This is a genomic window from Escherichia sp. MOD1-EC4550 (genome assembly GCF_963876935.1).
GTDB classification, from domain to species: domain Bacteria; phylum Pseudomonadota; class Gammaproteobacteria; order Enterobacterales; family Enterobacteriaceae; genus Escherichia; species Escherichia coli_F.
This window is the reverse complement of sequence record NZ_CAWNSE010000053.1, coordinates 205,791-228,597: the sequence shown is the minus strand read 5'-3', so window position 1 is coordinate 228,597 and position 22,807 is coordinate 205,791. Positions and strand designations below refer to the sequence as shown.

Genomic DNA, 22,807 nt, shown 5'->3' with positions numbered 1-22,807 from the left:
CATTTCAACAGCTGTCTACACCCTCTGCTTCAACGCCACCAGCAGGTGACAAAACTCGTCCGGATGCGAAATAAACGGCGCATGGGCCGCTTTGGCGAAGATGTACGACTCGCTGTGTGGCCAGAGTTTATCCAGCATCGGCACCACTTTGCGCGGCACCAGACCATCGAGATAGCCATACAATCGCAAAAACGGCATGGACACGTTTTGCAGCGGCTGGCGGAGATCGACCGTTTTCAGTATTTCCAGCCCACCATTGAGCACGTCAACCTTCGGCATCGGCAGCGCCAGAACGGTTTTCTTCAGCGCTCGCGCATCCTGGCGTGCCGTTTCTGTACCCATGGTTTGTAACGCAAGGAACCGTTCTACCGTGCGCTGAAAATCTTCACTGAGTTGCTGCTGGAAACCTGCCAGCACGTCCGGTTTGATCCCCGGCCAATCGTCACGAGCACTAAAACATGGCGACGACGCCACGGTGACCAGCGCCTGAACCCGCTCGGGATGGGTTAACGCAATCTGGCTTGCCACCAGTCCGCCCAAACTCCAGCCTAACCAGATAGCTTTGTCCGGCGCTTGTCGCAGCACGACTTCAGCCATATCAGCAAGTGACATCGCACCAAATCCCTGGCTGCGCCCGAAGCCGGGCAGATCAACGAGATGCAGCGTAAAATGCGAGCTAAGTTCCTCATCAATGCAACGCCACACTTCGGCATTCAGTCCCCATCCGTGCAGCAGCACAAGATGAACATTCCCCTGACCTTTGGTCTGCCACCAGATGTTATTCATCCGCTATTGTTCTCTTTTTACTTACAAGGATGAACATATGCTAACAGTACCGGGATTATGCTGGCTATGCCGAATGCCCCTGGCGTTAGGTCATTGGGGGATTTGTTCGGTATGCTCTCGCGCCACCCGTACAGATAAAACGTTATGCCCACAATGTGGATTACCCGCAACACACTCCCATCTTCCCTGTGGTCGCTGCCTGCAAAAACCACCGCCGTGGCAAAGACTGGTCACGGTTGCCGACTATGCACCACCGTTAAGTCCGCTCATCCACCAGCTTAAGTTTTCCCGGCGTTGCGAAATCGCCAGCGCCCTGTCACGTCTGTTACTATTGGAAGTCTTACACGCTCGTCGCGCCACCGGTTTGCAATTGCCGGACCGCATCATCAGCGTGCCGTTATGGCAGCGGCGTCACTGGCGTCGGGGATTTAATCAGAGCGATTTGCTGTGTCAGCCGTTATCACGCTGGTTGCACTGCCAATGGGATAGCGAAGCCGTCACACGTACACGGGCCACTGCGACCCAGCATTTTCTTAGCGCCCGGCTGCGCAAACGCAACCTGAAAAATGCCTTTCGCCTTGAATTGCCGGTGCAAGGTCGCCATATGGTGATAGTGGATGATGTCGTTACCACCGGAAGTACCGTCGCAGAGATTGCACAGTTGCTTTTACGCAATGGTGCGGCGACTGTCCAGGTCTGGTGCCTTTGTCGAACCTTGTAGAGCCTCGATGATGGGCGTATTATAACCAACTAAAATAGTCAACTATTAGGCCATTACTATGATCCGTATTTCCGATGCTGCACAAGCGCACTTTGCCAAACTGCTGGCAAATCAGGAAGAAGGGACACAAATCCGCGTATTTGTGATTAACCCTGGCACGCCTAACGCTGAATGTGGTGTTTCTTATTGTCCGCCGGACGCTGTGGAAGCCACCGACACTGCCCTGAAATTTGACCTGCTGACCGCGTATGTTGATGAGTTAAGCGCGCCTTACCTGGAAGATGCAGAGATCGACTTTGTTACCGACCAGTTGGGTTCTCAGCTGACGCTGAAAGCCCCAAACGCCAAAATGCGCAAAGTAGCTGACGATGCGCCGCTGATGGAGCGCGTGGAGTATATGCTGCAGTCGCAGATCAACCCACAGCTTGCCGGTCACGGTGGTCGCGTTTCGCTGATGGAAATCACCGAAGACGGTTACGCCATTCTGCAATTTGGCGGCGGTTGTAACGGTTGTTCAATGGTCGATGTGACGCTGAAAGAAGGGATCGAAAAGCAGCTGCTGAACGAATTCCCGGAGCTGAAAGGTGTACGCGATCTCACCGAACACCAGCGCGGCGAACACTCTTACTACTAAGTTATCCTCTCTTTTATAGATTGCCCGATGCGACGCTAAAGCTTCTTATCGGGCCGTCTGCCAGGCGTTGGCGCTACATTGCCTCGGCAAATCCAGTCCCTACGTTTCCCCGCGATAATATGACCAACCTCTCATAATTTAAATTTACCCCGCTCTGGTGATTCTCAAACGCCAGATGTTACCCGTATCATTCACGTGGGTACCAAACATACTCCTGACATCTGACTACAATAATTAGTTTTAGTGGGTATCAGTCGTGGTGCCGCAATATCTCTGTTCCCGATTGGGATAATTAGAGTTTGTCGTCAGAAAATTGACGTTACCCATAACAAATGAAAGGCCAGGTAAATCATGCCATTAGTCATTGTTGCTATCGGTGTAATCTTGTTGTTGCTCCTGATGATCCGCTTCAAAATGAACGGATTCATCGCTCTCGTCCTCGTGGCGCTTGCTGTTGGATTAATGCAGGGAATGCCGCTGGATAAAGTTATTGGCTCCATCAAAGCTGGTGTCGGCGGGACGCTCGGTAGCCTTGCCCTGATCATGGGTTTTGGCGCGATGCTGGGCAAAATGCTGGCAGACTGCGGTGGTGCACAACGTATCGCCACCACGCTGATTGCCAAATTTGGTAAAAAACACATCCAATGGGCGGTAGTGTTAACCGGTTTTACTGTCGGTTTTGCCCTGTTCTATGAAGTGGGCTTCGTGCTAATGCTGCCGCTGGTGTTTACCATCGCGGCTTCCGCGAATATTCCGCTGCTGTATGTTGGTGTACCAATGGCGGCTGCGCTGTCTGTGACCCACGGCTTCCTGCCGCCACATCCGGGCCCAACTGCGATTGCCACCATTTTCAATGCCGATATGGGTAAGACCCTGCTGTACGGAACTATTCTGGCAATCCCGACCGTTATTCTCGCGGGTCCGGTTTACGCTCGCGTGCTGAAAGGTATCGATAAGCCAATCCCGGAAGGTCTGTACAGCGCGAAAACCTTCAGCGAAGAAGAGATGCCAAGCTTTGGCGTCAGCGTCTGGACTTCTCTGGTGCCGGTTGTGCTGATGGCGATGCGTGCAATTGCCGAAATGATCCTGCCGAAAGGTCACGCTTTCCTGCCGGTGGCGGAGTTCCTCGGTGACCCGGTAATGGCAACGCTGATTGCCGTGCTGATTGCGATGTTCACCTTTGGTCTGAACCGTGGTCGTTCAATGGATCAGATTAACGACACGCTGGTTTCTTCCATCAAAATCATCGCGATGATGCTGTTGATCATCGGTGGTGGCGGTGCGTTCAAGCAGGTGCTGGTAGACAGCGGCGTGGACAAATACATTGCTTCCATGATGCACGAAACCAACATTTCTCCGCTGCTGATGGCCTGGTCGATTGCCGCCGTACTGCGTATCGCGCTGGGTTCCGCAACCGTTGCGGCAATCACTGCGGGGGGTATCGCGGCACCACTAATTGCAACGACGGGTGTTAGCCCGGAACTGATGGTTATTGCGGTTGGTTCCGGTAGTGTGATTTTCTCTCACGTGAACGATCCGGGCTTCTGGCTGTTCAAAGAGTACTTTAACCTGACTATCGGCGAGACCATCAAGTCCTGGTCGATGCTGGAAACCATTATCTCGGTGTGCGGTCTGGTAGGCTGTCTGCTGCTGAATATGGTGATTTGATAACACTGACTGCCGGATGCATCGCATCCGGCATCAACCGCTCTCTACTGCTTCTTCGCAGCCGCTCTGCGCCGTCTGTCCAAATCCTTCAGCAACTTGTTCACGCCATCATCGGCAAACATCGACTCAAGCGTTGCAGAAAGCTTACGTCGCCAGTTTTTATACTGGTAACTGGTTCCGGGAATATTTACCGGTTCGGCCATATCCAGCCAGTCTTCTGGCTGTAGCCCTAACAGAGCACTGTTACTATCAGCGATATAACGTTGCAAACCACGATTAAGCATCGGCGTCATCGACATTAACGATGCCTTATGCCCCGCACGTTTTGGCAGGCAACCATGTTTATGCAGTGCATCCAGTAACCCTTGCTTCGCCAGTTCGCGATCCTGATACAGACCGCGCAATACCACTTCATCCGGGTACAGCCCCAGCGTTTTGCCCAGTGTTAAATCCCCGCTCTCCCAGTAGCCACGCAGTGTAGGCAGGTCGTGTGTCGCCGCAACCGCCATCGACTGCTCCGGATACGCTTTCGGCGCGCGGAATGTCTTCTCGTGGTCACTTTCGAAATAGAGCACTTTGTAGGAGTACACACCGCTGCTGCGCAGTTTACCGACAATCTCTACCGGTACAGTGCCGAGGTCTTCACCAATCACCATGCAGCGATGGCGCTTACTTTCGAGTGCCAGAATCGAGAGCAGATCATCTACCGGATAGTGAACATACGCGCCCTGATCTGCCGTCTCGCCATACGGTATCCACCACAAACGCAGCATCGACATCACATGGTCAATTCGCAACGCGCCGCAGTTTTGCATATTGGCACGCAACAGCTCGATAAACGGTTCATAGGCACGCGCGGTGATGATATGCGGATCCATCGGCGGCAATCCCCAGTTCTGCCCCAACGGGCCGAGGATATCCGGCGGTGCGCCCACCGACGCTTTCAGGCAATACAACTCCCGGTCGCACCAGGTTTCTGCTCCACCCTCTGCTACGCCAACCGCCAGATCACGGTACAAGCCAATCGGCATTTCATGGCCCTGGCTTATCTCCCAGCAGGCGGCAAACTGGCAGTAAGCCAGCCACTGCAACCAGAGATAAAAATCGACGTCATCACGATGTTCTTCGCAGAACTGACGCACTTCTGGTGAATCCACGTTCTGATACATCTCTGGCCATGCAGGCCAGCCCCAGCGCATTTCGTCTTCTTTCACTTGCTGGGCATGTAACGCGTCAAACGCCGCCTGCCAGAACAGGCTGTCGCCCTGCTCTGCAACAAACTGGCGAAACGCGGCCATCTGCTCATCATCACGTTGCGCAAAACCTTTCCACGCCATCCGCAATGCTGTCATTTTCAGCGCAGTAACGGTGGAGTAATCGACCCAGTCGGCATCCCGTGCCTGTTGCAGCGTCTGTTGCGTGGTCGGTAACTGCCACCAGGCCTGAGCCTCTTCGCTAAGATGGAAATCTTCGACGGCGTTAACGTCGATATAAACCACATTTAGCCAGCGACGAGAAGACGGGCTATACGGACTGGCACTTTCCGGATTTGCCGGATAGAGCGCATGAATCGGGTTCAGACCGATGAAAGCCCCGCCACGTTTTGCCACATCCACCAGCATCACTTTGAGATCGCCAAAATCCCCAATACCCCAGTTTTTTTCCGATCGCAGCGTATAAAGCTGGACGCAGGCGCCCCACAGTTTTTGTTTATTCAGCAACGCCTGCGGTTCGTAACAGCGTTTCGGGGCGACAATCACCCGACAATGCGCGCGCTGGTCGTCCTGGGTGAGTGTCAACGTGTGATAACCTTCCGGCAACTTCGTCGGTAAATTGAACGCTTTGCCCCCCGTTACATGGCCTTTGTACTGCGTTCCTTCTTCGGTGGTCAGCAGCCAGCTATATTCGCCGCTGCCCTCCACCGCCATCGGCATTTTTTTGCCGCTGGTATAGACCATGACATTCGGGACTGGCGTTACCGCCACTTTCGTGGCGGTACGTTGATGCATCGCGTCAAGCAAACGCCGTTTGGTTTCGGCGCTAATCGACTGCGGTTTACCGTGGGCATTGATGTAATTGGGGCTGATCCCCGCCGCCAGCGCGGCATTATCCAGACGTTTGCTTTCCATCGAGCTTCCTTAGCGTTTTGCCTGCCAGATACGAGCCTGATAATCGCGAATAGAGCGATCCGAGCTAAACATACCGCAGCGGGCGGTATTGAGGATCGCCGCGCGAGTCCAGGCCTCCTGGTCGCGGTACAGCACATCCACCTGCTTTTGTGCCTCTACATAGGCTGCGAAATCCGCCATTACCAGATACGGATCGCCGCCCTGTTTGCCGATACTGTGCAGCATCTGGTCGAAGGCATGCTTATCGCCGTCGCTGTATTTACCGCTTTCCAGCTCTTTCAATACTGCGTCCAGCACCTTATCTTTCTTCCGCCATTTCACCGGGTCGTAGCCTTTGGCCAGAATTGCCTTCACTTGTTCCACGGTATGACCAAAAATAAAGATATTTTCTTCACCAACTTTTTCGGCGATTTCGACGTTAGCACCATCCAGCGTACCGACAGTAAGCGCACCATTGAGCGCCAGTTTCATATTGCCGGTACCGGAAGCTTCTTTACCTGCAGTCGAAATTTGTTCGGAGATATCCGCCGCCGGGATCAGTTTTTCCGCCGCCGAAACGCAATAATCCGGCAGGAACACCACCTTCAACTTATCGCCAACCTGTGGATCGTTGTTGATCACATCAGCCACTTTGTTGATCGCAAAGATAATATTCTTCGCCAGGTAGTAGCCCGGTGCCGCTTTCGCGCCGAAGAGGAAGACGCGCGGTACGCGGTCAGCCTGCGGGTTTTCACGAATCTCTTTGTACAACGCCAGAATATGCAGCAGATTCAGGTGCTGACGTTTGTACTCATGCAAGCGTTTGATCTGAATATCGAAAATCGCCTGAGGATTGATTTCAATACCGGTACGAACTTTCACAAACTCCGCCAGACGGACTTTATTCGCCTGCTTGATCTCGCGATATTGCTGGCGGAATTTCGCGTCATCAGCGAATTTTTCCAGATTGATCAGCTGATCGAGATCGTTAGCCCACTCTTTTTTCAGTGATTTATCCAACAGAGCCGCCAGTGCCGGGTTGCACTGTTTGATCCAGCGACGTGGGGTAATACCGTTGGTGACGTTATGGAATTTGTTCGGCCATAGCTGGTGATATTCCGGGAACAGATCTTTCACCACCAGATCCGAGTGCAGCGCCGCAACACCGTTTACCGCGAAACCGCCAACCACACACAGGTTCGCCATATGCACTTGTTTGTCGTGTACCACCGCCAGTTTGGCCCACACTTTTTCATCGCCCGGCCAGTTTTTTTCCACCAGCGTTTTAAAGCGTGTATTAATTTCGTTAATAATCTGCATGTGGCGCGGCAGTAAGCCTTTCACCAGTTTCACATCCCAGCGTTCCAGCGCTTCTGGCATCAGGGTATGGTTGGTGTAAGCAAAAGTTTTGCTGGTGATGGCCCAGGCGTCATCCCAGCTCATCTGATGCTCATCAATCAGCACGCGCAGCAGCTCTGGAATGGCAATAGTCGGGTGGGTATCGTTCAGTTGAATAACTTCGTAATCTGCCAGCTCGTGCAGTTTACGCCCCGCCAGATGATGGCGACGCAGAATATCCGCTACCGAACAAGCACATTGGAAGTATTGCTGCATCAGGCGCAGCTTTTTACCGGCAGTATGGTTGTCGTTTGGATAGAGAACTTTGGTCAGTTTTTCCGCGTTGATGCCCTGTTGTTCGGCACGCAGGAAATCACCGTCGTTAAATTTTGTCAGATCAAACGGATGCACATGCGTCGCCTGCCACAGACGCAGCGGCTGCGCCACGCCATTACGATAACCGACAACGGGAAGATCCCACGCTTGACCGGTAATGGTAAATTCCGGCTCCCAGCGTCCGTCTTTCGTCACTTTACCGCCAATTCCTACCTGCACATCCAGTGCTTCGTTGTGGCGGAACCACGGGTAGTTACCGCGATGCCAGTCATCCGGCGCTTCAACCTGTTTGCCATCGACAAAAGACTGGCGGAACAAGCCATATTGATAGTTAAGACCATAACCCGTCGCAGACTGACCGACAGTTGCCATTGAGTCGAGGAAGCACGCAGCCAAACGTCCCAGACCACCGTTACCCAGCGCCGGGTCGATCTCTTCTTCCAGCAGGTCAGTCAGGTTGATGTCATAAGCCTTCAACGAATCCTGTACATCCTGATACCAGCCGAGATTCAACAGGTTGTTGCCCGTCAGGCGACCAATCAAAAACTCCATTGAGATGTAGTTAACATGTCGCTGATTCGCCACCGGTTTGGCAAATGGCTGAGCACGCAGCATTTCGGCCAGTGCTTCGCTCACTGCCAACCACCACTGACGAGGGGTCATTTCAGCCGCAGAATTTAAGCCATAACGCTGCCACTGACGTGAAAGCGCTTCCTGAAATTGCTTATCGTTAAAAATAGGTTGTGACATAGGAGTTCCACTTTTCTTAGATTTTCAACACAACGTTATCGCTAGTTTGCCAGGCTCGATGTTGACCTTCCTCATCCTGCGGGGGATTAGGCAGGGAGGAGTTGCGGGGATGAGCAAGGAAATGTGATCTCGACCACTTAAACCTAGTGCAATCCACAGGATTAGCAGCAAATCAATGCCATACAGCGCAGAAAATCTGTATCTAAGTGCAAAAAATGGCCGTTGTGTATTTTCAAAAGGCGGAAGGTAACTCTATAAATTAAGTAAAGGAGTGAAACAGTTTCATAAGTAAAACATCCAGTTTGCTCCATCTCATTCTTAATAGGTTTATTAAGATCCTCTTTTTAGATGGCTCTTTCATCAGGAATTGAGAAGACTCCCTTGCTTAAATGAAACTGATGAACATGAGGAAAATACCGTAAAACCCAGTATTCACGCTGCATCAGCGTCGTTATTAGGTGAGTTGTTAATAAACATTTGGAATTGTGACACAGTGCAAATTCAGACACATAAAAAAACGTCATCGCTTGCATTAGAAGGGTTTCTGGCCGACCTTATAACCATTAATTACGAAGCGCAAAAAAAATAATATTTCCTCATTTTCCACAGTGAAGTGATTAACTATGCTGATTCCGTCAAAATTAAGTCGTCCGGTTCGACTCGACCATACCGTGGTTCGTGAGCGCCTGCTGGCTAAACTTTCCGGCGCGAACAACTTCCGGCTGGCGCTGATCACGAGTCCTGCGGGCTACGGAAAAACCACACTCATTTCTCAATGGGCGGCAGGCAAAAACGATTTGGGCTGGTACTCGCTGGATGAGGGCGATAACCAGCAAGAGCGTTTCGCCAGCTATTTCATTGCCGCCGTGCAACAGGCAACCAACGGTCACTGTGCGATTTGTGAGACGATGGCGCAAAAACGGCAATATGCCAGCCTGACGTCACTCTTTGCCCAGCTTTTCATTGAGCTGGCGGAATGGCATAGCCCACTTTATCTGGTCATCGATGACTACCATCTGATCACTAATCCGGTGATCCACGAGTCAATGCGCTTCTTTATTCGCCATCAACCAGAAAATCTCACCCTGGTGGTGCTGTCACGCAATCTTCCGCAACTGGGCATTGCCAATCTGCGTGTTCGCGACCAACTGCTGGAAATTGGCAGTCAGCAACTGGCGTTTACCCATCAGGAAGCGAAGCAGTTTTTTGATTGCCGCCTGTCATCGCCGATTGAAGCCGCAGAAAGCAGTCGGATTTGCGATGACGTTTCCGGTTGGGCGACTGCGCTACAGTTAATTGCCCTCTCCGCCCGGCAGAATACCCACTCAGCCCATAAGTCGGCACGCCGTCTGGCGGGAATCAATGCCAGTCATCTTTCGGATTATCTGGTCGATGAGGTTTTGGACAACGTCGATCTCGCAACGCGCCATTTTCTGTTGAAAAGCGCCATTTTGCGCTCAATGAACGATGCACTCATCACACGTGTGACCGGCGAAGAAAACGGGCAAATGCGCCTCGAAGAGATTGAGCGTCAGGGGCTGTTTTTACAGCGGATGGATGATACCGGCGAGTGGTTCTGCTATCACCCGCTGTTTGGCAACTTCCTGCGCCAGCGCTGCCAGTGGGAACTGGCGGCGGAGCTGCCGAAAATCCACAGTGCCGCCGCAGAAAGCTGGATGGCCCAGGGATTCCCCAGCGAAGCGATTCATCATGCGCTGGCGGCAGGCGATGCGCTGATGCTGCGCGATATTCTGCTTAATCACGCCTGGAGTTTGTTCAACCACAGCGAACTTTCGCTACTTGAAGAGTCACTTAAAGCCCTGCCATGGGAGAGTTTGCTGGAAAATCCGCAGTTGGTGTTATTACAAGCGTGGCTGATGCAAAGCCAGCATCGCTACGGCGAAGTAAACACCCTGCTGGCTCGTGCTGAACATGAAATCAAAGACATCAGAGAAGGCACCATGCACGCAGAATTTAATGCTCTGCGCGCCCAGGTGGCGATTAACGATGGTAACCCGGATGAAGCTGAACGGCTGGCAAAACTGGCACTGGAAGAACTGCCTCCCGGCTGGTTCTACAGCCGCATTGTAGCAACTTCGGTGTTGGGTGAAGTATTGCACTGCAAAGGGGAACTGACCCGCTCGCTGGCGTTAATGCAGCAAACCGAACAGATGGCACGCCAGCACGATGTCTGGCACTACGCTTTGTGGAGTTTAATCCAGCAAAGCGAAATTCTGTTTGCTCAGGGTTTCCTGCAAACCGCGTGGGAAACGCAGGAAAAAGCATTCCAGCTGATCAACGAGCAGCATCTGGAACAGCTGCCAATGCATGAATTTCTGGTACGTATCCGAGCACAACTGTTATGGGCCTGGGCACGGCTGGACGAAGCCGAAGCATCGGCACGCAGCGGGATTGAAGTTTTGTCGTCTTATCAGCCACAGCAACAACTCCAGTGCCTGGCAATGTTGATTCAATGCTCGCTGGCCCGAGGTGATTTGGATAACGCCCGTAGCCAACTGAATCGTCTGGAAAACCTGCTGGGAAATGGCAAATATCACAGCGACTGGATCTCTAACGCCAACAAAGTCCGGGTCATTTACTGGCAAATGACCGGCGACAAAGCTGCCGCCGCCAACTGGTTGCGTCACACAGCCAAACCGGAGTTTGCGAATAACCACTTCCTGCAAGGTCAATGGCGCAACATCGCCCGTGCACAAATATTGCTGGGCGAGTTTGAACCGGCAGAAATTGTTCTTGAAGAACTCAATGAAAACGCCCGCAGTCTGCGGTTAATGAGCGATCTCAACCGTAACCTGTTGCTGCTTAATCAACTGTACTGGCAGGCCGGTCGCAAAAATGATGCCCAGCGTGTGTTGCTGGAGGCATTAAAACTGGCGAATCGTACCGGATTTATCAGTCACTTTGTCATCGAAGGCGAAGCGATGGCGCAACAGTTACGCCAACTGATTCAACTCAATACGTTGCCTGAGCTGGAACAGCATCGCGCACAGCGTATTCTGCGGGAAATAAATCAACATCATCGGCATAAATTCGCCCATTTTGATGAGAATTTCGTTGAACGTCTGCTAAATCATCCGGAAGTACCAGAATTGATCCGTACCAGCCCGCTGACCCAACGCGAATGGCAGGTATTGGGGCTGATTTACTCCGGTTACAGCAATGAACAAATTGCAGGCGAGCTGGAAGTGGCGGCAACCACCATCAAAACGCATATCCGCAATCTGTACCAAAAACTCGGTGTCGCCCACCGTCAGGCCGCGGTACAACACGCGCAGAAACTGCTGAAGATGATGGGATATGGGGTGTGAGTTTAGCCGGATAATACGTCGGATCCGGCTTACATCTTTATATCATTCAATGCTCACCCGCGTTACGCCATCCGCCTCCACCAGACTAAACCGCACTGGCAAGAAACGCTCCACCACCGCGATATTGGTCAGCAGATGGCATGAGGGATGGGCGACCGTAAATTCTCCCGCCCCCGCCAGCGCCATTGGTAGCACCAACTGGTCGGCGAGATATTCCCCCACCGCCGCCGGGCTCGCCAGGTAACGTTTCACCTCTTGCACTAACTGCGCAGCCACCACTTCGGCACTGACGCGCTTTTCACCGACGACAAAAAAGCGTTCAGTGATATTTTCACTTTCGACTTCAAGCGAGACGGTATTACCCGGCCCCTGGTCGCGCGGCAGGTTATGAATATTCTGCTCATGCAGGGAAAAACTACCCGCCAACGTAGCGATTTCACGCTCAGCGACATGGCGTGGCACACCAGCCAGTAGCACCTCTCCACGTATCTGCACAATGTTCCCGCGCTCGCCAAGTTGCAAGGTGTTAAACGATGCCACGGGCGAGACTTCCGTCGCCACCACGCCGCCTCCGGCAGGATAAAAACCGTGACGTAACAGCGTGGTTTGCTGATGAATTCCTATTTTTGCCAGCAGCGGCTCCAGCACCCGGCGGATAAAATCTGCAGGCGGGGCCGACGGGTTATCGGTACCTCCGCTCACTTCAACACGAGAAGGACCATCGGCAAACCACAGCGCGGGCAGTACCGTTTGTAGTACCAGCGTGCAACTTCCGGCGCTACCAATAGCAAAGCGGTAGTCGCCACCGCGCACGGTACCGGGCCGGAAGACCAGACGCTGCGACCCCAGCTCCGCACCCTCCACCGTTGCTCCGCAAATTTCCGTCGCCGCCTTTACAGCCGTCAGATGCTGGCGCAACAGCCCCGGTTTCGCCCGCCCGGCGCGAATGCCGGTGATGGTAAATGGCTGGCCGGTTATCATCGACAGACTCAGTGCCGAACGCAGGATCTGCCCGCCGCCTTCGCCCTGTGCGCCATCCAGCGCAATCATCCTTTTCATCATTTATCCTTTTACACACACCACCTGACGCAGGGTGTAGATAACTTCCACCAGATCGCTTTGTGCCGCCATCACCGCGTCGATATCTTTATACGCCATCGGGATTTCGTCGATCACTTCGGCATCTTTACGGCATTCCACATGCGCGGTGGCACGAATTTGATCTTCCACGCTGAACAGTTTTTTCGCTTTAGTACGGCTCATTACCCGCCCGGCACCGTGGCTGCACGAACAGAACGACTCTTCATTTCCCAGCCCACGGACAATAAAGCTTTTCGCCCCCATCGAACCGGGAATAATTCCATATTGACCAGCACGCGCAGACACCGCGCCTTTACGCGTCACATAGATCTCTTCGCCAAAGTGCTGTTCTTTTTGCACATAGTTGTGGTGACAGTTGATCTCTTCCATCGCCAGCGTTTGTGGCTGTCTTACCGTTTTCTGCGTAACGCTCTGCAACGCCGTTACCACATTTTCCATCATCGCATCGCGGTTAAGGCTGGCAAAAAGCTGCGCCCAGGCCACCGCTTTCAGGTAATCATCAAAGTATTCCGTACCTTCCATAAAGTACGCCAGGTCACGCGATGGCAACGTTTCAAGCGTTTCCTGCATCTCTTTTTGTGCCAGATCGATAAAGTAAGTCCCGATGGCATTACCAATTCCGCGTGAACCGGAGTGCAGCATAATCCACACCTGGTCCGACTCATCAAGGCAGATTTCAATAAAGTGGTTACCCGTTCCCAGCGTTCCCAGATGTTTATAGTTATTAGTGTTAAGGAAACGCGGATATTTTTGCGTTAACCACTGATAACCAGCTTCCAGCTCGGCCCATTTAGCATCGACGTTAACAGGCGGATGCTCCCATGCGCCTTTATCACGACGGCTACGATTATTGGAACGTCCGTGCGGCACGGCAGTTTCAATCGCCTGACGCAGCTCCGCCAGGTTTTCAGGCAGGTCAGCCGCCGTTAACGCAGTTCGCAGTGCGTTCATTCCACAACCGATATCTACCCCCACCGCCGCCGGAATAATCGCTCCTTTGGTCGGGATCACGCTACCAATGGTGGAACCTTTACCCAGGTGTACATCCGGCATTACCGCAATATGTTTGAAAATAAACGGCATCTTCGCCGTATTAATAAGTTGCTGACGCGCATCGGCCTCTACCGGCACGCCTTTGGTCCACATTTTTACCGGGGCATTTTCAGTGGTCAGTAATTCGTAATTCATTTTGTTTTTCTCTTTTCGTTGTTTGCTGTCCTGATAATTGCAACCGTCGTGCCAGAAAATTAAATAAGCAGCTTAATTTTTTAATTCATTGTTTTTAATAGATTAAATCTTTACGTCCGTAAACGGAGATTTCCCGCAAAGCCAATTCGCCGATAATGAAATATCGTCTTTTATAAGGATATCTAAGATGCGTAAAACAGTGGCTTTTGGCTTTGTCGGCACCGTACTGGATTATGCCGGGCGCGGCAGTCAGCGATGGTCGAAATGGCGTCCGTCACTCTGTCTATGCCAGCAAGAATCGTTAGTCATCAATCGACTGGAATTGTTGCACGACGCCCGTTCACGCTCGCTGTTTGAAACGCTTAAACGCGATATCGCCAATGTTTCGCCAGAAACAGAAGTGGTGAGCGTTGAGATTGAACTGCATAACCCGTGGGATTTCGAGGAGGTTTACGCCTGCCTGCATGATTTCGCCCGTGGTTACGCGTTCGAACCTGATAAAGAAGACTATTTAATTCACATCACCACCGGTACCCACGTCGCGCAAATTTGCTGGTTTCTACTGGCAGAAGCGCGTTACCTGCCCGCCAGATTAATACAATCTTCACCACCGCGTAAAAAAGAAGATCCCAATAGCCCTGGTGCGGTGACGATTATCGATCTCGATTTAAGCCGTTATAACGCTATTGCCAGCCGCTTTGCCGAAGAACGCCAGCAAACCCTCGATTTCCTCAAATCCGGCATTGCCACGCGTAACTCCCATTTCAACCGCATGATTGAGCAGATCGAAAAAGTGGCGATTAGATCCCGCGCACCGATCCTGCTCAACGGCCCAACCGGTGCGGGAAAGTCGTTTCTGGCACGACGCATCTTCGAGTTAAAACAGGCGCGGCATCAGTTTAGCGGCGCGTTTGTGGAAGTGAACTGCGCCACTCTGCGTGGCGATACCGCCATGTCCGCGCTGTTTGGTCATGTGAAAGGCGCGTTTACCGGGGCGCGGGAATCTCGTGAAGGGTTATTACGCAGCGCCAACGGTGGCATGTTGTTTCTTGATGAGATTGGCGAACTGGGCGCAGACGAACAGGCGATGTTGCTAAAAGCCATTGAAGAGAAAACCTTTTACCCGTTTGGTAGCGATCGCCAGGTGAGTAGCGATTTTCAGCTGATCGCCGGAACGGTGCGCGATTTGCGCCAGCTGGTTGCCGAAGGCAAATTTCGCGAAGACCTGTACGCGCGGATTAATCTCTGGACCTTCACCCTGCCGGGTCTACGCCAGCGCCAGGAAGATATTGAACCGAACCTGGATTATGAAGTGGAGCGCCACGCCTCACTTACCGGCGACAGCGTGCGTTTTAACACCGAAGCGAGGCGCGCCTGGCTGGCCTTTGCGACATCATCTCAGGCAGCATGGCGCGGTAACTTTCGCGAACTTTCTGCCAGCGTCACACGCATGGCGACGTTTGCCGATAGTGGGCGTATCACCCTTGAAACCGTAGAAGATGAGATAAACCGTCTACGCTACAACTGGCAGGATAGCCGCTCTTCTGCGCTTAAGCAGCTACTGGGCGCTGAAGCGGAAAACATCGACCTCTTTGATCGGCTGCAACTGGAACACGTTATCGCTATCTGCCGTCAGGCAAAATCGCTTTCCGCTGCCGGGCGTGAACTCTTTGATGTTTCGCGCCAGGGCAAAGCCAGCGTCAACGACGCGGATCGGCTACGCAAATACCTGGCGCGTTTTGGTCTGACGTGGGAAGCCGTGCAGGATCAGCACAGCTCCAGCTGAATATGATGGTCTGTCAGCACCTGCATCACGCTCGCTGGTGGCGGGGCGTCGGTGTAGACGGCATCGACCATGCTGATGCTGCCCATATTGACCATCGCATTACGGCCAAATTTCGAGTGATCGACAACCAACATAACGTGGCGCGAGTTCTCAATAATAGCGCGTTTGGTGCGAACTTCGTGGTAATCGAACTCCAGCAGCGAGCCGTCGCTATCGATGCCGCTGATCCCCAGAATCCCGAAGTCGAGGCGGAACTGGGAGATAAAATCGAGCGTCGCTTCGCCAATGATCCCACCATCGCGGCTGCGTAATTCGCCACCTGCAAGAATGATGCGAAAATCTTCTTTTACCATCAGCGTGTTAGCGACGTTGAGATTGTTGGTCACAATGCGCAAATTGCTGTGATTAAGCAGCGCGTGCGCCACCGCTTCCGGCGTGGTGCCGATATCAATAAATAGCGTCGAGCCGTTAGGAATTTGCTCCGCCACTTTGCGGGCAATACGCTCTTTTTCTTCGGTCTGGGTGGCCTTACGATCGTGCCACGGCGTGTTAACCGAACTGGAAGGCAGTGCCGCGCCGCCATGGTGACGCAGGATCAGGTTTTGCTCCGCCAGCTCGTTGAGGTCACGACGAATAGTCTGCGGACTGACGGAGAAGTGTTCCACCAGTTCTTCGGTGCTGACATAACCCTGCTGTTTAACCAGTTCAATAATACCGTTGTGACGTTGTGTTTGTTTCATTTATAAATCCCTGGAATTATTTTCGTTTTCGCGCATTAAGCGAATCAACAAAAGCCATCGCTAAACCCACGGCTAACCCGGCGATGTGTGCTCCGTTCGCCATCGACATCCCAAACAAATCAAACCATCCGGCGACAATCCAGATCAGTGCAAAGATGATTAACCCACGTTGCAGGTAAATACCACTTTGCGGATCGCGTTCGCCGCGTAGCCAGACGTACCCCATCAGTGCATACACCACGCCAGAAAGCCCGCCAAACCACGGCCCGCTGAATTTTTGCTGCACATAGCCGCTTAACAGGGCGCTAATCAGAGTAATGACAATTAGCTTACCGCTACCGAGACGTTTTTCCACCGCGCCGCCGAGATACCACCACCAGAGCAGGTTAAAGAGGATATGCATCAGCGAGAAGTGCATTAATGCATGAGTGAAGTAACGCCAGAACTCAAATTTCAGTGTCGGATCGAATGGCCAGGCCAGCCATAACATCACTTCCTGATCACCGAGAATTTGCATGGCGATAAACACCACCACGCAGGCGATCATCATCACCCAGGTCACCGGACCTGCGCGTTCACGCAAGGCAGCAAAGAAGGGATAACGGCGATAATGCAGGCCGCTGCCGGTATGGCCCGCCTGCCAGCTGGCCGCCAGATAACGAGGATCTGCCGGGTTTTCGAGAAAACGCGCCAGCTCCGCCCGCACGCGTTCGGCCTGGGACTCATCCGCCAGCCAGACATCGCTTTGGTTATGTTGTTGAATCGTGAGGATAACACCCTGCGTCGCCATGTAATCAACAAACGCCTGCGCCACGCGGGGGTTAGCAAAAGAGGTAATCATCAACATCGTTGCTGTCGCTTATTCCACACAAAAGGGGACAGTATAAAGCGTTACGCGCCGTACGCCACCTCTGCAGGAAACTGACGCTGCCAGGCTTCAAAGCCGCCATCAATGCTGTAGACCACATCGTAGCCCTGTTGTAGCAGATACTGCGCCGCGCCTTTGCTGCTATTACCGTGGTAACACATCACCATGACTGGCGTATCGAAGTCGTTATCACGCATAAACGCGCCCAATGTGTCGTTGGTTAAATGGAAAGCCTGCACCGCATGCCCCATTGCGAAACTCTGTGGATCGCGAATATCGACCAGCACCGCCTCTTTTTCCTGCAACTTCTGGTGTGCGTCGGCAACGTTAATACATTCGAACTGATCCATGCGTCTCTCTTTCTTTACAAACAAGTGGGCAAATTTACCGCACAGTTTACGTCGAAGCGGCAGATAAACGCCATAATGTTATACATATCACTCTAAAATGTTTTTTCAATGTTACCCAAAGCGCGATTCTTTGCTAATATGTTCGATAACGAACATTTATGAGCTTTAACGAAAGTGAATGAGGGCAGCATGGAAACCAAAGATCTGATTGTGATAGGTGGCGGCATCAATGGTGCTGGTATCGCGGCAGACGCCGCTGGACGCGGTTTATCCGTGCTGATGCTGGAGGCGCAGGATCTCGCTTGTGCGACCTCTTCCGCCAGTTCAAAACTCATTCATGGTGGCCTGCGCTACCTTGAGCACTATGAATTCCGTCTGGTCAGCGAGGCGCTGGCTGAACGTGAAGTGTTGCTGAAAATGGCCCCCCATATCGCGTTCCCTATGCGTTTTCGCCTGCCGCATCGCCCGCATCTGCGTCCGGCGTGGATGATCCGTATTGGTCTGTTTATGTACGATCATCTGGGTAAGCGTACCAGCCTGCCGGGATCTACCGGTTTGCGTTTTGGCGCAAATTCAGTGTTAAAACCGGAAATTAAGCGCGGATTCGAATATTCCGACTGTTGGGTAGACGATGCGCGTCTGGTACTCGCCAACGCCCAGATGGTGGTGCGTAAAGGCGGTGAAGTGCTTACCCGTACTCGTGCCACTTCTGCTCGCCGCGAAAACGGCCTGTGGATTGTGGAAGCGGAAGATATCGATACCGGCAAAAAATATAGCTGGCAAGCGCGCGGCCTCGTGAACGCCACCGGCCCGTGGGTGAAGCAGTTCTTCGACGACGGGATGCATCTACCCTCACCTTATGGCATTCGCCTGATCAAAGGCAGCCATATTGTCGTGCCGCGTGTGCATACCCAGAAGCAAGCCTACATTCTGCAAAACGAAGATAAACGTATTGTCTTCGTGATCCCGTGGATGGACGAGTTTTCCATTATCGGCACCACCGATGTGGAGTATAAAGGCGATCCGAAAGCGGTGAAGATTGAAGAGAGTGAAATCAATTACCTGCTGAAAGTGTATAACGCGCACTTTAAAAAGCCGCTAAGCCGGGATGATATCGTCTGGACCTACTCCGGCGTGCGTCCACTGTGTGATGATGAATCTGATTCGCCGCAGGCCATTACCCGTGATTACACCCTTGATATCCATGATGAAAACGGCAAAGCTCCGCTGTTATCGGTATTCGGCGGTAAGCTGACCACCTACCGCAAACTGGCGGAACACGCGCTGGAAAAACTGACGCCATATTATCAGGGCATTGGCCCGGCGTGGACGAAAGAGAGCGTGCTGCCGGGTGGTGCCATCGAGGGCGACCGCGACGATTATGCCGCTCGCTTGCGCCGCCGTTATCCGTTCCTGACCGAATCGCTGGCACGTCACTACGCGCGCACTTACGGCAGCAACAGCGAGCTGCTGCTCGGCAATGCGGGGGCGGTAAGCGATCTTGGGGAGGATTTCGGGCATGAGTTTTACGAAGCAGAGCTGAAATATCTGGTCGACCACGAATGGGTCCGCCGCGCCGACGATGCCCTGTGGCGTCGTACAAAACAAGGCATGTGGCTGAATGCGCAGCAACAATCCCGTGTGAGTCAGTGGCTAGGGGAATATACGCAGCAGAGGTTGTCGCTGGCGTCGTAATTTAACGTAAGGTGGCCGGGTCAGATTTCAATCTGACCTGAGACTGATGATAAACAAAAAACTGCCTGATGCGCTACGCTTATCAGGCCTACGTGGCTTATGCAATATATTGAATTTGCATGGTCTTGTAGGCCAATAAGACGTTCATGTCGCATCCGGCATGAACAAAGCGCACTTTGTCAACAATCTGACCTACTTTTTGAGTCAGGGAATTACCGCAAAGCCCACGCCATCATACCCAACGTAACAAAACTCAGGCACGTTCCCCACTCACTCCACTTCCGTATCTGGCTTCTATTTTTGCTACGCCACTGGCAATAATATCCCAACGCAAAACCAAGCTGTGCGCTTATTGGACCGACAAAGTCAATCCACGGTTGAGACCAAAATGGCGAAAAATTCAGTGGGAGCCAGACAACTGTCAGAAAGAAACTGCGCATATTCTCCAGCAACGCAATATTCGCTGGCGCGACATAGAAAATGATATTCCACAGGAGCAACCAGAAATAAACTGGTGCAAATACCAGCCAACAATGCAGTCTGCTTTTCAATTCAGATTGAGTTATACGAGCAAATTGCCAACCAACGCCCACCATTGCACAGCAGAAAAGCGCATATTCAGCCGATAACCATAGTTGTAATTGCAGAAGTGAAATACGCCTGATCATGAGCGGGATAGAGAACAGTATCTCTCCCAGAAAACTCAGCGTGATAACAGAAGCAGCCAGCGCAACCACCGTCGGCCACACCAACAACGGCACAATAACAAAACCAAGAATTAACGGAGGAATATAAAGTCTGATTTTATTCATCATTATTGCACTGATGATTCGTATGATGCGTCATGAATCGGCACATACCCCACATCCTCTACCAATTGCTGTCCCTGCGGGCTTAAAAACCAGTCGACGAATTTCTGCGTTTCCAGCGTAGGGTTTTCGTGCGTCACCATATAAGCATCAATTATGTACGGATAAGTGCCGTTACGGATATTTTCCTCTGTAGGTGCAACGCCATTTATAGCCAGCAGTTTGATCTGTTTGCGCATTTTGAGCATATTGTCATTCATACGTGTGACGTAATAGTGGAAGGTGTATCCAATAGAAGATGGTGTATTTTGGTAGTCGGCGACTTCGGTAATTAAACCGCCCATAAGATCGATAACAGTGGATTTTTTGGCTGGCAGCATTGGAGTATCTTGCATAACCAGTCCCTTCATAACCGTTTGGCTTCCAGAATCTTCTGGCCGCTGCCAGACTTTTATACTTTCGTCACCGCCGCCCACTTTATTCCAGCGACTCACTTTACCGCTAAAAATGTCTTTGACTTGCTGTTCGCTAAGTGAATTAACCGGGTTTTTGATATCAACGATAAAGACAAAGGCTTCGCGGGCAAACGCGGTATATTTCAGTTTAACGCCAGCTTCTTCTGCACGTTTTTTCTGTCCTTCCGACGGTTGTGCAACAAAAATAACCGTCGCGGTACCCTTGATCAGACTATCGTAGGCTTCAGCTGTTCGGGTTTGTTGCAAACCATACGCCTGCCAGGCCAGCGAGGTTCGATCCTTATCTTTTGGCTCGGGTACTAATTCATAATACGCGGAGGCATACAGCGGGTATAAGGCTGTAGCGCCGTACACTCTCGGCCATCTTGACCAATCATCGTTGTAACGTAATTCAGGTTGCCCCCGCAGAGACGTCAGTCCATGACTCTCTTCTTCCCTGACGCTGTTATAGTACCCTTCCCGGTCGACACATCCCGCCAGTAACGCCGTACCTAATAGTAAAACACCGGAGAATTTATTCATCGCGCTGATTCCGTTCTCTCAAAAGTTATTTCATTGTTGGATACAGCGGCACATAGCCCACATCTTCCACCAGACTCTGCCCCTGCGGCGTTAAAAACCATTCGACCAGTTTTTGTGTTTCTGACGTAGTATTTTCCCGCGTTACCATAAAGGCATCGACGATATACGGATATTTGCCGTTACGAATATTTTCCGCAGTCGGTGCAATACCGTTAATCGCTACTAATTTGATATTCTTGTCAGCGTTCATTTGTGTTGCGTAATAGCGGAAGGTGTAGCCTATTGAGTTGTTTGTATTACGGTATTCGGCAACAACTTTAATCATTCCCTCCATCATGCTTGCCACTTCGGTTTCCTGCGGCGAGATCATGCGGACATTTTTCATGACCTGCGATTGCATCACTGTCTGGCTGCCAGAGTCTTCCGGGCGTTGCCAGGTCTGGATCTCCTGATCGTTACCGCCAACAGTACGCCAGTTGGTAATTGCGCCACTGAAGATGTCACGCACCTGTTGGTCAGTCAGGGAATTAACCGGGTTATCCGCATTGACGATGAAAACGAATGCTTCACGGGCGAAAGGAGTGTAGTTCAAAGTGACGCCCGATTCCTCTGCGCGTTTTTTCTGCCCACCGGAAGGTTGCGCCACAAAAATAATATCGGCATCACCTTTAACAATCCTGTTATATGCATCGGGGGTACGAGAGTTCTCCAGGTATTCCCAGGTGTGGAAATCTTCCGGTATAACGCTCAACGCATAAAAGGCAGAAGCATAAATTGGGTACGCCGCCGTAGCACCATCGAGTCGCGGCCAGTTTTGTGTAAACTGAATTTGCGGTTTACCACGCAGTGGCGTCAGTTGATTATTGAGTTTATCGGGTCGCCAGGCCCAGGTATCAATATTTTCACGCACACCGACGCCGGGATTAATCTGTTTATATAAATAAGCCTGATAACCAGCGATAAAACCAAGCATGAGAAGGATAAACAGGAGGGAATTACGGCAACGTAACCCGTACGTGCCGGTTAAAGGATATCTGGTCGGCCAGCCGTACCCCAGCGAAAAACTAATATGCGCACCAACGGGTATAATGACTATCCACCAGAACTCACCTCCGACTAATGAGACTAACAAAACTCCCAGCCAGGGGAGCATAAGCTCTGCCAACCAACCTGCTCCCATTTGGCGAAATTGATAATCTGCCAGATGTAGCGTGATTATCCAGCCAACCAGAGTTAACAGTGCAGGTAAAAGAAAAAAGCATTGCCGCCAGACGGCTATTTCTCTGTTTTCTGGTGCGCTATCACCGGCCCACACGCGACCAGAGAAAAATAGGATTATCGCCCCCAGCGTCAGCATAAAGATGTTGAGTAGAAGATAAATTGTTGGCGTAAAGAGTAAATTGCAAGCCTCAAGAATAGCGGCAAGCCCGGCCCCCAGCATGGCAATAACCGCTGCCAAAAATTGCGCCAGTATGGGGATGCCGAAAAAAGTCATTATCAGCGAGGTCAAAATCCATTTTCTGTTTTGCATTATTCTTTCCATTCTTTCTGAATGGCGAAATTATACTCCCCCGAATCCCCTTGCCCCTCTGGACACTTCTC

Annotated in this window: 17 protein-coding genes; 6 read left to right on the top strand and 11 right to left on the bottom strand. The window is 51.9% G+C overall.

Annotated elements, in window-relative coordinates; translation table 11 throughout:
• Positions 1-15: 15 nt before the first annotated feature.
• Positions 16-786 (bottom strand): pimeloyl-ACP methyl ester esterase BioH, encoded by a 771-nt coding sequence (gene bioH, locus AACU19_RS23070; RefSeq protein WP_001060062.1) that lies wholly within the window; start codon positions 784-786, stop codon positions 16-18.
• A 37-nt stretch (positions 787-823) separates the two neighbouring features.
• On the opposite strand from bioH, the gene gntX reads away from it, so the two are divergent.
• The 3 genes from gntX to gntT all read left to right on the top strand — a co-directional run bounded on the left by gntX (position 824) and on the right by gntT (position 3,809).
• Entirely contained in the window at positions 824-1,507 is a 684-nt protein-coding gene (gene gntX, locus AACU19_RS23065) for a DNA utilization protein GntX (RefSeq protein ID WP_001355000.1), read from the top strand.
• A gap of 58 nt (positions 1,508-1,565) precedes the next feature.
• The gene (gene nfuA / locus AACU19_RS23060) at positions 1,566-2,141 is read left to right on the top strand and encodes a Fe-S biogenesis protein NfuA (protein ID WP_000619389.1); all 576 of its coding nucleotides are present in this window, start codon (positions 1,566-1,568) and stop codon (positions 2,139-2,141) included.
• A 351-nt stretch (positions 2,142-2,492) separates the two neighbouring features.
• Positions 2,493-3,809, top strand: coding sequence for a gluconate transporter (gntT, locus tag AACU19_RS23055; protein WP_001131758.1), 1,317 nt, complete (start codon positions 2,493-2,495; stop codon positions 3,807-3,809).
• Between the two features lie 44 nt (positions 3,810-3,853).
• On the opposite strand, the gene malQ is transcribed toward gntT, so the two are convergent.
• Together malQ and malP are read right to left on the bottom strand one after the other, a co-directional pair.
• Complete coding sequence (malQ, locus tag AACU19_RS23050) at positions 3,854-5,938, bottom strand: 4-alpha-glucanotransferase (protein WP_105278602.1); 2,085 nt, start codon at positions 5,936-5,938, stop codon at positions 3,854-3,856.
• 9 nt (positions 5,939-5,947) lie between these two features.
• Positions 5,948-8,341 (bottom strand): maltodextrin phosphorylase, encoded by a 2,394-nt coding sequence (malP, locus tag AACU19_RS23045; protein ID WP_105278601.1) that lies wholly within the window; start codon positions 8,339-8,341, stop codon positions 5,948-5,950.
• A 623-nt stretch (positions 8,342-8,964) separates the two neighbouring features.
• Between malP and malT the strand changes: the two genes are divergently transcribed.
• A complete protein-coding gene (malT, locus tag AACU19_RS23040; protein ID WP_105278600.1) occupies positions 8,965-11,670 on the top strand; it encodes an HTH-type transcriptional regulator MalT in 2,706 nt (901 codons plus the stop codon).
• A gap of 42 nt (positions 11,671-11,712) precedes the next feature.
• Here malT and rtcA read toward each other — a convergent pair whose 3' ends face one another.
• Both rtcA and rtcB read right to left on the bottom strand, forming a co-directional pair.
• Positions 11,713-12,729 (bottom strand): RNA 3'-terminal phosphate cyclase, encoded by a 1,017-nt coding sequence (rtcA, locus tag AACU19_RS23035; protein ID WP_105278599.1) that lies wholly within the window; start codon positions 12,727-12,729, stop codon positions 11,713-11,715.
• Positions 12,730-12,732: 3 nt separating this feature from the next.
• Complete coding sequence (rtcB, locus tag AACU19_RS23030) at positions 12,733-13,959, bottom strand: RNA-splicing ligase RtcB (protein WP_001105449.1); 1,227 nt, start codon at positions 13,957-13,959, stop codon at positions 12,733-12,735.
• A 187-nt stretch (positions 13,960-14,146) separates the two neighbouring features.
• Between rtcB and rtcR the strand changes: the two genes are divergently transcribed.
• A complete protein-coding gene (gene rtcR / locus AACU19_RS23025; protein WP_105278598.1) occupies positions 14,147-15,745 on the top strand; it encodes a DNA-binding transcriptional regulator RtcR in 1,599 nt (532 codons plus the stop codon).
• Here rtcR and AACU19_RS23020 read toward each other — a convergent pair.
• Genes AACU19_RS23020 through glpE form a run of 3 tightly spaced genes read right to left on the bottom strand, consistent with a single transcriptional unit; the run spans position 15,727 to position 17,703 of the window.
• Complete coding sequence (locus AACU19_RS23020; RefSeq protein WP_000815098.1) at positions 15,727-16,485, bottom strand: DeoR/GlpR family transcriptional regulator; 759 nt, start codon at positions 16,483-16,485, stop codon at positions 15,727-15,729. The two genes, rtcR and AACU19_RS23020, sit on opposite strands and share 19 nt — an antisense overlap.
• A 16-nt stretch (positions 16,486-16,501) precedes the next feature.
• Positions 16,502-17,332: a rhomboid family intramembrane serine protease GlpG gene (gene glpG, locus AACU19_RS23015; RefSeq protein WP_000928723.1), complete on the bottom strand. Its 831-nt coding sequence runs from the start codon at positions 17,330-17,332 to the stop codon at positions 16,502-16,504.
• 44 nt (positions 17,333-17,376) lie between these two features.
• On the bottom strand, positions 17,377-17,703 hold the full coding sequence (gene glpE, locus AACU19_RS23010) for a thiosulfate sulfurtransferase GlpE (protein ID WP_000371928.1): 327 nt from the start codon (positions 17,701-17,703) through the stop codon (positions 17,377-17,379).
• Positions 17,704-17,892: 189 nt separating this feature from the next.
• Between glpE and glpD the strand changes: the two genes are divergently transcribed.
• Complete coding sequence (glpD, locus tag AACU19_RS23005; protein ID WP_000448118.1) at positions 17,893-19,398, top strand: glycerol-3-phosphate dehydrogenase; 1,506 nt, start codon at positions 17,893-17,895, stop codon at positions 19,396-19,398.
• 212 nt (positions 19,399-19,610) lie between these two features.
• Here the strand turns inward: glpD and AACU19_RS23000 are convergent, their stop codons facing one another.
• From AACU19_RS23000 to AACU19_RS22990, 3 genes are read right to left on the bottom strand one after another with little or no spacing between them, the layout of a single operon-like run.
• Positions 19,611-20,213, bottom strand: a complete 603-nt coding sequence (locus AACU19_RS23000) for a hypothetical protein (RefSeq protein WP_123057645.1) — start codon at positions 20,211-20,213, stop codon at positions 19,611-19,613.
• Positions 20,213-21,205, bottom strand: a complete 993-nt coding sequence (locus AACU19_RS22995; protein WP_105278597.1) for a PstS family phosphate ABC transporter substrate-binding protein — start codon at positions 21,203-21,205, stop codon at positions 20,213-20,215. The genes AACU19_RS23000 and AACU19_RS22995 overlap by 1 nt, the downstream gene beginning before the upstream one ends.
• Positions 21,206-21,230: 25 nt before the next feature.
• Entirely contained in the window at positions 21,231-22,739 is a 1,509-nt protein-coding gene (locus AACU19_RS22990) for a PstS family phosphate ABC transporter substrate-binding protein (protein WP_123057647.1), read from the bottom strand.
• Positions 22,740-22,807 lie beyond the last annotated feature (68 nt).